Origin of the sequence: Methylocapsa sp. S129, assembly GCF_009765995.1 — a bacterium.
GTDB lineage: Bacteria > Pseudomonadota > Alphaproteobacteria > Rhizobiales > Beijerinckiaceae > Roseiarcus.
In genome coordinates, this window is sequence record NZ_LMUI01000011.1 from 641,659 (window position 1) to 655,030 (window position 13,372).

Consider the following 13,372-nt stretch of genomic DNA (forward strand, 5'->3'; position numbering starts at 1 on the left):
GATCGCGCAATCTCCTATCCGCCGCCGCTTCCGGGCGGACCGGCGCCTTCAGGTTTGGGCGCCGGAGGCGGCGTCGGATAGGGATAGGCGAGGCGCACGCCCGCTTCCTTCAGCCGGCGCAGCAGGTCGAAATGCATTTCGCTCTTCACGCGCTCGGCCATTTCGACTTCGTCGACAAAGCAGATCAGTTGAAATTTCAGCGCCCAGTCGGCAAATTCGCTGAACAGCACGAGCGGCGCGGGGATCGAGAGGACGAGCTCCTGGGCCTTGGCGACCGCGATGAGAATTTCGCGCACCGCGTCGGCGTCATTGTCGAAGGCGACGTTGAGGCAGATGATGATGCGTCCGACCCGGTCGCTATGCACCCAGTTCTTGACGACGCCCGACACGAGCGTGGCGTTGGGCACAATCAGCGTCGCGCGATCGAAGGTCTCCACTTCCGTGGCGCGCGCGTTGATGCGCCGCACGAAACCCTGTTCGGCGCCGATCACCACCCAGTCGCCAACCCTGACGCCGCGCTCCCAGAGCAAGATCAAGCCGGACAGGAAATTATTGACGATCGACTGCAGGCCAAAGCCGATACCGACGCCGAGCGCGCCCGCCACGATCGCCAGATTTTGGAAACTGAGGCCAAGCTGCGCACAGCCGAGCACCAGAGCGAAGACGAAGCCGACATAGCCGAAAATCGTCTTGATCGAATTGCGTATCCCTGAATCCAGCCGGGTGCGCGGCAGCAGCTTGGAGGCGAGCCAGCCCTGCACGGCGCGCGTGATGAGAACGCCAAAGATGAGAACGGCGGCCGCGGCGAGTATGGAGGACACCGAAATCGTGACATTGCCGACGCGGAAGCCGAAATAGGCGGCGCGCAGGCTGCCGAACATGTCCTGGGATTGAATGCCCCAGGGCGCCAGCACCAGCAGGATTCCGGTGACGACCAGCGCGACGCGCGCGGCGCCCTCGATCAGCACGCCGATCTGTTCGAGCGCCTCGCGCCCCAGGCCCGCCACCGACATCAGGCCGCGGCCGATCGCGGCATTGGGCTGCAGGCCCGCTTCCGTGCCTTCGTCGACGACGACGTTGACGAGATAGATCGCGGTTCCGACGCCCGCGACCCAGATCATCTGCGCGACGATGAAGGTCGCAAAGGCGATATAGCCGATGAGAATCGCGCCCAGGAGCACGACGCCCAGCAGCCAGAACAAGGTGCGCACCGGGGCCCAGCCGTCGCGCGGCGGCGCGGCGGCCGATGCGGCGGGGACGGCGGTCGTGCGCAACAACCGCCCGCTGAAAACCACCACCAGCGCCGCGCCGAGCGCGCGCGCGGCGACCGTCATGCTGAGCGAAGCGCCGATCGCGTCGGCGGCCGTCTCCAGCAGCTTTTCGATCGCGACAACCGCCGCCACGCTCATCCAGAAGCTATAGACTTGCGGAACGACCCGGTCTGCGATCGCGACCAGGCGCCATGCGGGCTGGCCAGGCGCCAGCAGGCCGCGCACCAGAGCGTTGGTGATAAACAGCAATTTCAGGCCGTCGAGAATGGCGTCCTGCACGCCCTGCAGGCGCGGATCGGATAGATCGAACGCATCGAGCGCATAGGCGACGGCCACGAGCCCGAGCAAGGGGATGCCGCCCAGCACAAGCGCAGTCCAGATCGCGGCGAACGCCCGCCGCAACTTGCTCGGCGCGGCAGCGTCCGGATCGCGCGCAATGACGCGCTGCGCCACCCAGCGGACCGGCGCGGCGAGCGCGCCAAAAGCGATCAAGAGGCCGAGCAGGCTGAGCGTCTGCAGGCGGGTCAGCCGGCTCGCGACGCCGCTCAACCAGTCGTAGAGCAAGCCGCCGAGCGTCGCGACGTCGCCGGGCGCCTCGCGGATGACGGTCACCCAAAGAAGCGGGCTGAGAATGCTCGAGGAACGTTCAAAGGTCTGTTGGGCGAACAGCGCGCGCCGCGCCGCGCCGATGCGCGCATTATTGTCGTCGACCTGTAAGGCGAGCGCGCGGGCGCTGCGCAGATCGGCGTCGAGATCGTCGTGGATCTTCTCCTCGGCGGCGAGCTCGCCAGTGACCGCATCCGCCTCGGGCGCCTTGTCCTTCGATTTGGGCGTGAGTTCGGTCAGGCGCTTGACCGAGGCTTCGAGCTTGGGCGTCAGTTCGGCGATGACGGCCTGGACCTCGCTCGCCAGCGGATCATTGTCGGCGCGCAGGCGCTGCAGGTCGCTGTCCGACAGGCTGGGATTCTTGAAAGCGGCGTCGATCTCGACAAGCGTGGCGCGAACCGAGTCGAGACGCTGGCGCGGCGTGTCCTGCGCATGGGCCGCGCCAGAAAAAGCGAGCCCGAAGAGCGCAAAAAGAGCGAGAAAGGGGGCGCCGAAGCGATGCAGAGCGTGCTTTCCTTCTAGTACGCGTTTTGCCGCGATTCGGGCAGGGCGGCTCCTTTCCCATCCGAACATGGCCGCGCTGTGGCTGCAACGCCTTGCTGCGGCGGCAGGGTCATTCACCTTGGAGCGGGAAAAGGGCTGCGCTCGCCCCCCGGCTTTGCTAGAGAAGCTACAAATTGAGCGAAATCGACGAAAATAGAGAAAATTAACCGTGAATCAGGTCCCCGCCGACAAGCTTGGCAAGGAAACGGCCGGCGGCGACGCTGGAACGCTGGCGCTCGACCGTCTGCTGGAGGCGGGCTTTGCCCGCATCGAGCCGGCCATCCTGCAGCCGGCCGCGGTCTTTCTCGATATGTCGGGCGAAGACATCAGGGGCCGCCTGTACCTGACCAGCGACGCCGATGGCGCCGAGCTTTGCCTGCGGCCCGACTATACGATCCCCGTTTGCCTGACCTATCTCGCCTCCGGCAACGCGGGGCGGGAGGCGCAATATTCCTATCTCGGTCCGGTTTTCCGCGCGCGTCCCGGCCAGATCGGTCAATTCACGCAAAGCGGCCTTGAGAGCTACGGGCGGCGCGACGCCGAGGCCGCCGACGCCGAAATCTTCGCCGTCGCGATGGAAGCGGCGCAGACGGCGGGCGCGGGCGCGTTGAACGTCAAGCTTGGCGACGCGCATCTCTTCGATCAGGCGCTGCATGCGCTCGACCTGCCCGATGTCTGGCTGCGGCGGCTGCGTCGGGGGCTGGCGCGCGGCCGCTCACTCGGCGCAATCCTTGACGAAGCGGGCAATGGCTCAGGCAGCCAGTCGGGCGTTCTGGCGGCGCTGGAGCGCGCCGATCACGCCGGAGCCAAGGCGCTAGTGGAAGATCTCCTCGCCATCGCCGGCATCGCTAAAGGCGGCGGCCGCAGCGCCGGCGAGATCGCCGACCGCTTTCTCGATCAGGCGGCGGCGCGCTCGGGCTCCGCGCCCGCCGAAAAGCGCGCCATTCTGCAGCGCTTCCTCGATATCTCAGGCCATCCCGACGCCGCTTCGCATCTCTTGCGCAAGCTCGCCACCGACGCGCAGCTCGATATTGGCGCCGCGCTCGATTCGTTCGATCAGCGCATCGGCTTTCTCGCCGCGCGCGGCATGCTGGTCGAGGATTATACGTTTTCTGCGGCCTTCGTGCGCGATCTCGATTATTACACCGGCTTTGTCTTCGAGGCGGTCGATCCCGCCCGCGCCGACGGCCGGCCGGCCGTCGGCGGCGGGCGCTACGACGGCCTCGCCAAACGGCTGGGATCGCCCATCGACATTCCCGCTGTGGGCGCGGCGATCTGGATCGATCGTCTTGCCGTTCCGTCCGCCGCGGGAGCGGCCTCATGAACGCGCCTCAGAACGCCGAAGCGCCGCTGGTCGTCGCCGTGCCCTCCAAGGGAAGGTTGCAGGAAAACGCGGCGGCGTTTTTCGCCAGCGCCGGCCTCGAATTCGTGCAGGGGCGCGGCGCGCGCGATTATCGCGGCGCGATCGCCGGGCTGCCGGGCGCCGAAGTCGCCTTTTTGTCGGCTTCGGAAATCGTCGGGCAATTGGCGGCCGGCGGCGCGCATTTTGGCGTGACGGGCGAGGACCTTGTGCGCGAGCAGGTGGCGGACGCCGACAAGCGCCTGTTGCTGCTGGCGCCGCTCGGCTTCGGCCGCGCCAATGTCGTCGTCGCCGCGCCGCAGGCCTGGATCGACGTGCGCAACATGGCTGATCTCGAAGATGTTGCGGCGAGCTTTCATATCCGGCGCGGCCAGCGCATGCGCGTCGCCACCAAATACGTCAATCTGACGCGCCGCTTTTTCGCCGACCATGGCGTCGGCGATTATCGCATCGTCGAGAGCCTGGGCGCCACGGAGGGCGCGCCGGCGGCGGGCGGCGCCGAACTGATCGTCGACATCACGACAACAGGCGCGACGCTCGCCGCCAATGGGCTCAAGATTCTCGACAATGGGGTGATTCTGCGCTCGCAGGCCAATCTGGTCGCTTCGCTCGGCGCCAACTGGAGCCCCGCCGTGCGGCAAACGGCGCGCGCATTGCTGATGCGGATCGCGGCGGCCGAAGAGGCGCGTCAATCGCGCGAAGTGCGGGCGCGCCTGCCGGGCTCCGCGCAGGGAATCGTCGAATCGGCCGGGACGATGTTCGGCGCCCGCCCCGCCTTCGGCGAGGACGCCGATGCGCATAGGCTCGTCGTGTTGCACGCGCCCAGGAGCAAGGTCGCCGAACTCGCCGACTGGCTGCTCGCGCAAGGCGCCGACCGTGTCAGCGTCAGCGCGCTCGAACATGTGTTCAGCGCGAAGAATGCGCTTTATGAGGCGCTGGAGGCCGCGATCGGGCCTTGAGGGCGGCCGCCTCGCCTTATCGGGAAAATGCCCTATAAGGCGCGCTGGCATTTCCCGAGCGCATGCATGCATCTCGTTTCAACTCCCGACAATCCGATCCCGCCCGGCGCCAGCGTCGCCATGGCGCGGGCGGTCGATGGCGTCCAGTTGCGCACCGCGCGCTGGGTTCCGCAGACGGCTGTGCGCGGCACGGTGGCGATTCTGCAGGGCCGCTCGGAATTCATCGAGAAATATTTCGAGCTGATTGGGCAATTGCTGGCGCGCGGCTTCGCCGTGGCGACAATGGACTGGCGCGGGCAGGGCGGCTCGACGCGCCAGTTGAAGAATCCGCGCAAGGGCCACATCGACGATTTCTCGCTGTTCGAGCGCGATCTTGGCGCCTTGGTCGACGATGTGCTCGGGCCCTCCTGTCCGCAGCCATGGTTCGGACTGTGCCATTCGATGGGCGGGGCGATCATGCTTTCCATCGCCCATGCCGGCCGCTCTCCGTTCGAGCGGGTCGTGCTGACGGCGCCGATGATCGGCCCCGCCGGCCTCACCTATCCGCGCGTCGCGCATACGCTCGTGGAGATTCTCGACACGCTCGGCTTCGGCGGCGCCTTTGCGCCGGGCGGGCGCGGGGCGAGCGTGATGACCATGCCCTTCAAGAACAATGTTCTGACCTCGGATCCCGTTCGCTATGCGCGGTCGGCAAGCGTTCTGGCCGCGGCGCCCGAACTCGGGCTCGGCTGGTGGACGATCGGCTGGGCGCATGCCGCGTTTCGCCTGTGGAGGCGTTTCGAGGATCCCGATTATGCGCGCCAGATCCTGGGGCCGCCCATGCTGATCGTCGGCTCCAGCGCCGACAGGGTCGTCGATCTGCACGCCATCGAACGTTTCGCCAGTCGGTTGCGCTCTGGACGGCTGATCATGATCGACGGCGCCGAACACGAAATCCTCGTCGAGCGCGACGCCCTGCGCGACCAGTTCTGGGCGGCGTTCGACAAGTTCATTCCAGGCGTCGAAGGGGAGCGCGCGGCGCGCCGCTAGGCGCGCGCCGAAGCGTTCGCGTTTTCAGACAGGGGCAGGCGATGCAGCCGCGTTTGAGTGACGAGGATTTCACAAAAGCGGTCCCGCTCGCTCTTCGCGCGCTGGGCGATTAGCGTCGCCGCGATGCGCGAGAACCTGTCCATCGGGACGGCTGTACCGGACGAGGACGCCGCCTGCGCGCGCGCGGCGCTGGCGCTCATCGTCGCCTTTGCGCTTGCCCGCGTCGCGCTCGCCTATAGCCTCGGCTTTGGGATCGACGAGGCCTATACGATCGCGATCTCGCGTCGCCTCAGCCTCTCCTATTTCGATCATCCGCCGCTGCATCAATGGCTCGCCCATTTCTCCGCGCTGCTTCTGGGCGAAGGGCCGTCGATGCGCCTACCGTTCATCGCTCTGTTCGCGGGAACCGGCTGGCTGATGTTCGTCCTGACGCGCAAGCTGTTTGGCGCGCGCGCGGGCGTTTGGGCTGTGTTCGGTCTCAACGCCTCGGCGTTTTTTCTTGTTTCGGCGGGCGGCTGGATCGTGCCGGACGGCCCGCTGTTGTTCGCGCTCGCCGCCGCCGCCATCGTTTTCGTCAGCTTGTTTTTTGACGAGCTTGAGTCAGACGCGGTCCGGCGTCTTTGGCTGGCGGGCGGATTCTGGCTCGGCCTTGCAGGCCTGTCGAAATATAGCGCGGTCTTGTTCGCCTTCGGGCTTGTCGCCTTCATCGCGCTGTCGCCGCGCCAGCGCCGATGGTTCGCGCATCCCGCGCCCTATCTGGCGGCGCTACTGTGCGTCGTCATCGTCTCGCCCGTCATCGTCTGGAACGAAGAGAATCAATGGATTTCTTTCGCCTTCCAGGGCGTGCGCGGCGCGCCTGGCGCGCATTGGCGCCCGGTCCAGGTCGGCGCGATGATCCTGGGGCAGATCCTATGGATCACGCCATGGATTTTCATTCCCTTGGCCGGCGCGTTGATCGCCGCGGCGCGGCTGGCGCGGCGCGACGAGCGCCGGCTGTTTCTTCTATGTCTGTCATTGCCCGCCATCGCGCTGTTCAGCCTGACGCCATTGTGGGGCGCGAAGGGATTGCCGCATTGGTCGATGCCGGGCTGGTTCTTCGTCTATCCGCTGCTCGGCGCCTGGTTCGTCGAAGGCTGGGCGAGGCGCTTCAATGCGCGGAATTGGGCGATCGCATCGGCCGCGCTGCTTGGCATCATCACAGCGGCGCTGGTCTCGCAGGCCGCGACGGGTTGGATCACTCGGGCGCTCCCGCTGCCGCGCGGCGCCGTCGATCCGACGCTGGAGGCGCTGAACTGGGCGCCTCTTGCCGCATCGCCGCTGTTCAATGCGGACACGGCGCCGGCCTTCGTGGTTTCAGCCAAATGGTCCGAGGGCGGCAAGATCGCTTTGGCGCTGGGGCCGCGTATGCCGGTGATCGTCGCTTCCGACGATCCGCGCGGCATGGCCTTTCTCGATGATTCCGCTCGTTTTCTTGGCAAGGACGCGGTCGTCATCGTCCCACAAAACAGGCTCGCCTCCGTCGAGGCGTCGCTCCAGCCTTTCTTCGCCAGTCTGGGCGATCCGCAAAATGTGACGCTTGGGCGCTCGGGCGCCGATGAGATCGATCTGGCGTTAATCCCCGCGCATGGCTTGACGCGCCCCTTCCCCTTGCCCTATCCGCGACAGGCTGCCTCAAGCCCATCACCCAAGGCGCTGCCATGAACGACCGCGCGGCGCCGATTCTTTCGGTGATTGTCCCGACCTATCGCGAGGCCGCCAACGTCCCGGTTTTGTTCGAGCGGCTCAAGGCTGTTCTGGCCGATCTCGCATGGGAGATGATCGTCGTCGACGACGATTCGCCCGACGGCACCGCCGACATCGCCTTCGGCTTGGCGGCGCGCGATCCGCGGCTGCGCTGCATCAGGCGCGTCAAGCGGCTCGGCCTCGCCGGCGCGGTGATCGAGGGCATTCTTTCGTCGAGCGCTGAATTTGTCGCTGTTATCGACGGCGACCTGCAGCACGATGAAGCGATCCTGCCGGCGATGGCCGCCGCCCTGACCGCTGGCGCCGCCGATCTGGCGATCGGCGTGCGGGTCGACAAACAGGCCGGCGAGCGCGGCCTTTCGCCGACGCGGCAAAAGCTGAGCGACGCCGGCGCCTGGTTCTTCAAGCGCGTTTCCGGCCTGAGCGTCTCCGATCCGATGAGCGGCTTTTTCATGATCCGACGCGCGATTGTCGGAGAAATCGCGCCGCGGCTGTCTTCCGACGGCTTCAAGATCCTCGCCGACATCCTGCTGTGCGCGCCGCCGGGTTTGCGCATCGTCGAGACGCCCTATGTCTTCCGCAAACGGCGGGCCGGCGAATCCAAGCTCTCGCCTCTGGTCGCGATGGATTTCCTCGGCCTCATCGTCCATCACGCCAGCGCTGGAATCCTGCCCATCCGCTTCGTGCTGTTCGCCGCGGTCGGCGGGCTCGGGCTGGTGGTGCATTTGAGCATTTTGAAAGCGCTCATCGCAGCCGCGGCGCTGCCCAGTTTCAGCGCCGATCAGCTTGTGGCGACGATCGCGGCGATGACGAGCAATTTTCTGCTGAACAACGAGGTCACCTATCGCGAATATCGCTATCGCGGCTGGAGCATTCTTAGCGGCCTGCTGCTGTTCGCGCTTGTGTGCAGCGTCGGCGTCGTCGTCAATATCGACATCGCATCCTGGTTGTTCGATTTCGACCATATCTGGTGGGTCGCCGGTTTTGCGGGCGCGCTGGTCGGCGTCGTCTGGAACTATGCGGTGAGCACGTCTTTCGTCTGGCGTGGGCGCCGAAGCGGATGACGCGGGCGGGGCTTGTGATTATGACTGCGCGATGATCAACGACGCCATCGACGCTTTCGCGCAGATTTTCACGCCGCCGTTCCGCGCGACCTTGCTGAAGTCGCTAGGCCTGACGATCGGACTGCTGATCGTGATCTGGCTTGGGCTCGATCGTCTGGCCGCCTATTTCATCCATGTCGAGACGGGCTGGCTGGCGACGATTCTTGCGGTCATCGTCGGGCTCGGGCTGGTGGTCGGACTGGTGTTTCTCATCGCGCCGGTCACCTCGCTGGTGGCGGGCTTTTTCCTTGACGATATGGCGGCCATCGTCGAGCGCACGATCGATCCGGCGGGCGCGCCGGGCAAACCAATACCGGCGGGCGCCGCGGCGATTTTTGCGCTGCGCTTCGCCGGCCTGTCGATCCTCGTCAATCTCATCGCTTTGGCGCTGCTGTTCGCGCCGGTCGTCAATGTCGTCGCGTTCCTCGGCGCCAACGGCTATCTGCTCGGGCGCGAATATTTTGAACTCGCCGCCATGCGATACCATACGCCTGTCGAGGCGCGGGCGATGCGCAACCGCTTTGAGCTGCGCATCTTTCTCGCCGGCCTTATCATCGCCGGCTTCGTGGCGATTCCGATCCTCAATCTCTGCACGCCGCTCTTTGCGACGGCTTTCATGACGCGCATGCACAAGCGGCTGGCGGGCGGCGAGGCTGGCCTAAGCTGAGCGCGAGAAACACCGACTCTTCGTCATGGCCGGGCTTGTCCCGGCCATCCACGCCGATCCGCGCATCGCTAACTTTGAAAGCTATTTGCATCGGCGCCGCGTGGATGGCCGGGACAAGCCCGGCCATGACGTGCGAGAGTTGCGAGCGTTGCCGATGACGCCGCAATCCGTTTCGCTAAACCGCCTCAAGCCAAGCCGGCGCCCGCATATTGGCCGGTCTTGCGGAAGCGATAGAGATAGGCCGGCGCGATCGCCTCGACGCCCTGCGCGATGATCCCGAGCCCGCGGAAGTCGCGTCCGTCGGCGACCGCCTCGGGCGATACGAGATTGTCGTGGCGCAGCAGTTCGATCTGATCGCGGGTCGTGGTGAGCGCGGCGGGGAACATGCCTAGCGACAGCGCGCTGGCGATCTCGGTGCTCCTCGCCATCAAACTGGCGACGCCGAAGGGCACGGGAACGAGCGCGCGGCGGCGATCGGTCGTGCGGCAGACAAATTCGACGATCTCACGCAAAGTCATGGCCTCGGGTCCGCCGAACTCGTAAGTCCCACCCGGCTTGACGTGGCCCTCGACGGTGAGCGCCGCAGCCTCGGCGATGTCGCCGACGTAGACCGGCTGCATTTTTGTCGCGCCGCCGCCGAACAGCGGCAGGGCCGGCATATAGCGCGCCAGCAGCGCGAAACGATTGAGGAAATCGTCTTCGGGACCGAAAACGACGGAAGGGCGCAGGATGACCGCACCCGGGAAAACCTCGCGCAAAGCCGCTTCGCCGCGTCCCTTGCTCGCAATATAGGCCGAGGGCGAATCGGCATCGGCGCCGATGCCCGAGCCATGCACGAGGACGCTGACGCCCTCCGCGATCGCCGCGCGGGCGATGGCGCGGGCGCCGAACACATGCACCGCCTCGAAATTCTGCCGGCCGGACTGGTGCTGGATGCCGGCCAGATTGATCGCGGCGTCGGCGCCGATCAGCGCGGAAGCGATCGAGGCGGGATAGCGCAGATTGGCCTGGACCGCATGAATCTGGCCGACATCGCCGAGCGGCGCCAGGAAGCCGGCAAGATCGGGTCGGCGCACGGCGACGCGGACGCGCCAGCCGCGCCGCGCCAGCGCGCGCACGACATAGCGCCCGATAAAGCCCGACCCGCCAAAGACAGTGACGAGGCGCTTGCCGACAAAGGGGGATTGGGCCATGAGCGATCATCTCCGCGGACATTCTTCAAAGGCGGTTTTTGCATAAGCGAAGCGGGGCGGCATGTATAGGGCGTCCGGGCAGGTTTGGCGCCCCTTCTCCCGCAAGCGGGAGAAGGTGTCATGCGGAGCATGACGGATGAGGGCCTGTCGGCGTGATGGCGCGAAAGAGGATGCGACGTTGGGTCGCGACTAGGGCGCCCGCCCTCATCCGACCCGACTTCGTCGGGCCACCTTTTCCCGCAAGCGGGAGAAGGGCGCTATAAGCAAAGGCCAAGCCGGAGGATTGAAAATGAACGGTTCTATCGATCCGACGAAAGAGAGTTTCGGGCGGTTCAAGGATTTGCCGACCGACCAGCCGATTCACATGCTCAATCTCGTCAGATTGCGCGCCGAAGCCGCCTATCCCGATGGGCGCAAGGCGAGCGGCCTCGTCGCTTACCGCGCCTATGCCCGGGAGAGCGGCCCCGTCTTTACCCGCCTCGGCGGCAAGCAGGTCTGGATCGGCCGGCCGGAACTCACCCTGATTGGCCCCGAAACGGAGGTCTGGGACATCGCCTTCATCGCGCAATATCCGAGCGGCGCGGCGTTCATCGAAATGATCCGCGATCCCGTCTATCGCGAGGCGGTCAAGCACCGTCAGGCCGCCGTCGCCGATTCCCGCCTGATCAGGCTGGCGCCGGCGATTCCGGGCGCGGTGTTCGGCGAAGAAGGGTGACATCCGCATTGTCTGGCATGGATGGCGTCCCGCGTTTTCGGCAAATCCCGGCGCCGAAGCCCTATTCCTATCGCCGCGACCCGTCGGTCCCCGCCTTCCCCGACGATCGGCCGATCATCGTCTTCGACGGCCATTGCGCGCTTTGCTCAAACTGGGTGGGTTTTGTGCTGCGCCATGACCGCGATGCGGCCTTTCGCCTGTTGCCAGCTCAGACCGCGCTCGGGACGGCGCTTTATCGGCATTATGGGTTGGACCCAAAGGACTATCAGACCAATATTCTTATCGCGGACGGGACCGCGTTTTTCAAATCCGAAAGCGCGATCCGCATGCTGGAGCGTCTTGGCGCGCCGTGGTCGGCGGCGCGCGTCTTGCGATTTTTACCTGTTCTTCTGCGCGATCGGCTTTATGAAATCGTCGCCCGAAACCGCCTGCGCTGGTTTGGGCGCCGCGACCAATGCCTGATATCGGCGCCCCGCTATGAGGACCGTTTCCTGTCATGAGCGAGGCGCCGCGCAAAATACTCATCCTGGGCGGCTATGGGGTATTCGGCGGTCGGCTCGCGCAATTGCTCGCCACGGATAGGCGCGTCACGCTGATCCTTGCCGGGCGATCGTTGGACAAGGCGCGCACCTTCTCTGATTCATTACCGGCGGGGGCGCCGCGCATCGCCCTGGCCTTCGACCGCGACGGCGATGTCGATGCGCAGCTTGCGTCGATAAAACCTGACGTGGTGGTCGACGCCAGCGGGCCGTTTCAGGCCTATTCCGGCGACATTTATAAACTGGTCCGCGCTGCGATCGCGCTTGGCGCCGATTACATGGATCTCGCCGATTCCTCAGAATTCGTCGCGGGGATCGGCGCCTTTGACGCGGCGGCCCGAGCGAAGGGCGTTTATGCGCTCGGCGGCGTCAGCAGTTTTCCCGTGCTCACCGCGGCCGTGGTGCGCAGGCTGGCTGAAGGGCTCGCCCGGGTCGAAACGATCCAGGCCGGCATCGCGCCCTCGCCCTTCGCCCGGGTCGGACCCAATGTGATCCGCGCCATCGCCAGTTATGCCGGCCAGGCCGTGACGCTGACGCGCGATGGTGCGAAGACACAAGCCTATGGGCTGACGGAGACGAAGCGGCGCGCGGTGCGGCCGCCCGGCATGCTGTCGCTGGAAAGTCGGCTCTTTTCGCTTGTCGACGTTCCCGATCTGCGTGCGCTGCCGCCGCTTTGGCCAGGTCTGCGTTCGATCTGGATTGGCGCGGCGCCTGTCCCGGAAATCCTGCACCGCGCGCTGATCGCTCTGGCCTGGCTGGCGCGCTTGCGGCTCCTGCCGAACTTGGCGCCGCTTGCGCCATTGTTCCACGCAGTCCTCGGTAAGTTGCGCTGGGGCGAGCATCGGGGCGGGATGTTTGTCGAGATCGAGGGCGCAGACGATGCCGGCCGCGCGGTGCGGCGCTCGTGGCACATGTTGGCCGAAGGCGACGACGGCCCCTTAATTCCCTCGATGGCGATCGCCGCCATTCTGCGCAATGAACTCGACGGCAGGCGCCCAGCCGCTGGCGCAAGAGCGGCCACGGGCGAACTTGAGCTGGCCGACTACGACGCCGTCTTTCGTCCCTACGCGATTCGCCACGCCATTCGCGACGACAGCGCATTGGCCGACGCGCCGCTTTATCGGCGAATGCTCGCCGGGGCGTGGGATGATTTGCCAGCCGCGTTGCGCGTGATGCACACGGTCGTTGTCGGACGCGTCGCACAGGGCGAAGCGGATATCGAGCGCGGCTCTGGATTGCTGGCCGGCCTCGTCGCCGCCTTGTTCGGTTTTCCCAAGGCGGCGCGCGGCGCGCCGACGAGCGTGCGATTTGAAGCGAACGATGGCGTCGAGACATGGACGCGCACCTTCGCGGGCAGAATTATGCGCTCAAGCCAATGGCAAGGAGCAGGGCGTTGGGAAGGGTTGCTGTGCGAGAGCTTCGGCCCGTTCACATTCGGGCTGGCGGCGCTGACGGGGGACGGATGTCTGCGGCTGGCCGTGCGTCGTTGGGCGTTATTTGGCCTTCCGCTGCCCATCGCTTTGGCCCCGCGCGGTCACGCCGTCGAGACCGAGCAGGACGGCCGCTTCCGCTTCGATGTCGCGATCCGCGCGCCGTTGATCGGCATGATCGTCCGTTACCAAGGCTGGCTCGCGCCGGAATAAA

11 protein-coding genes are annotated in these 13,372 nt (G+C 66.0%); 9 read left to right on the plus strand and 2 right to left on the minus strand.

All coding sequences use genetic code 11. The features are described from left to right. Positions 1 to 14: 14 nt before the first annotated feature. Entirely contained in the window at positions 15 to 2,450 is a 2,436-nt protein-coding gene (locus GSQ90_RS05485; protein ID WP_158813770.1) for a DUF3772 domain-containing protein, read from the minus strand. A gap of 139 nt (positions 2,451 to 2,589) precedes the next feature. Here GSQ90_RS05485 and GSQ90_RS05490 point away from each other — a divergent pair, with 139 nt between their 5' ends. The 6 genes from GSQ90_RS05490 to GSQ90_RS05515 all read left to right on the plus strand — a co-directional run bounded on the left by GSQ90_RS05490 (position 2,590) and on the right by GSQ90_RS05515 (position 9,281). Then, positions 2,590 to 3,744 (plus strand): ATP phosphoribosyltransferase regulatory subunit, encoded by a 1,155-nt coding sequence (locus tag GSQ90_RS05490; protein WP_246731420.1) that lies wholly within the window; start codon positions 2,590 to 2,592, stop codon positions 3,742 to 3,744. Beyond that, positions 3,741 to 4,739: an ATP phosphoribosyltransferase gene (hisG, locus tag GSQ90_RS05495; protein WP_158813771.1), complete on the plus strand. Its 999-nt coding sequence runs from the start codon at positions 3,741 to 3,743 to the stop codon at positions 4,737 to 4,739. Before GSQ90_RS05490 ends, hisG begins: the two co-directional genes overlap by 4 nt. Before the next feature lie 66 nt (positions 4,740 to 4,805). Then, positions 4,806 to 5,768: an alpha/beta fold hydrolase gene (locus tag GSQ90_RS05500; protein WP_158813772.1), complete on the plus strand. Its 963-nt coding sequence runs from the start codon at positions 4,806 to 4,808 to the stop codon at positions 5,766 to 5,768. A gap of 123 nt (positions 5,769 to 5,891) precedes the next feature. Then, on the plus strand, positions 5,892 to 7,469 hold the full coding sequence (locus GSQ90_RS05505; RefSeq protein WP_158813773.1) for a glycosyltransferase family 39 protein: 1,578 nt from the start codon (positions 5,892 to 5,894) through the stop codon (positions 7,467 to 7,469). After that, the gene (locus GSQ90_RS05510) at positions 7,466 to 8,575 is read left to right on the plus strand and encodes a glycosyltransferase family 2 protein (RefSeq protein ID WP_158813774.1); all 1,110 of its coding nucleotides are present in this window, start codon (positions 7,466 to 7,468) and stop codon (positions 8,573 to 8,575) included. The genes GSQ90_RS05505 and GSQ90_RS05510 overlap by 4 nt, the downstream gene beginning before the upstream one ends. Before the next feature lie 31 nt (positions 8,576 to 8,606). Then, positions 8,607 to 9,281: a sulfate transporter family protein gene (locus tag GSQ90_RS05515; RefSeq protein ID WP_158813775.1), complete on the plus strand. Its 675-nt coding sequence runs from the start codon at positions 8,607 to 8,609 to the stop codon at positions 9,279 to 9,281. A gap of 185 nt (positions 9,282 to 9,466) precedes the next feature. On the opposite strand, the gene GSQ90_RS05520 is transcribed toward GSQ90_RS05515, so the two are convergent. Next, complete coding sequence (locus tag GSQ90_RS05520) at positions 9,467 to 10,474, minus strand: complex I NDUFA9 subunit family protein (protein ID WP_158813776.1); 1,008 nt, start codon at positions 10,472 to 10,474, stop codon at positions 9,467 to 9,469. A 289-nt stretch (positions 10,475 to 10,763) separates the two neighbouring features. On the opposite strand from GSQ90_RS05520, the gene GSQ90_RS05525 reads away from it, so the two are divergent. From GSQ90_RS05525 to GSQ90_RS05535, 3 genes are read left to right on the plus strand one after another with little or no spacing between them, the layout of a single operon-like run. Next, positions 10,764 to 11,189 (plus strand): DUF1330 domain-containing protein, encoded by a 426-nt coding sequence (locus GSQ90_RS05525; RefSeq protein WP_158813777.1) that lies wholly within the window; start codon positions 10,764 to 10,766, stop codon positions 11,187 to 11,189. Between the two features lie 17 nt (positions 11,190 to 11,206). Continuing rightward, positions 11,207 to 11,689, plus strand: coding sequence for a thiol-disulfide oxidoreductase DCC family protein (locus tag GSQ90_RS05530; RefSeq protein ID WP_158814243.1), 483 nt, complete (start codon positions 11,207 to 11,209; stop codon positions 11,687 to 11,689). Further along, entirely contained in the window at positions 11,686 to 13,371 is a 1,686-nt protein-coding gene (locus GSQ90_RS05535) for an SDR family oxidoreductase (protein WP_158813778.1), read from the plus strand. Before GSQ90_RS05530 ends, GSQ90_RS05535 begins: the two co-directional genes overlap by 4 nt. The last annotated feature ends 1 nt before the right edge of the window (position 13,372 follow it).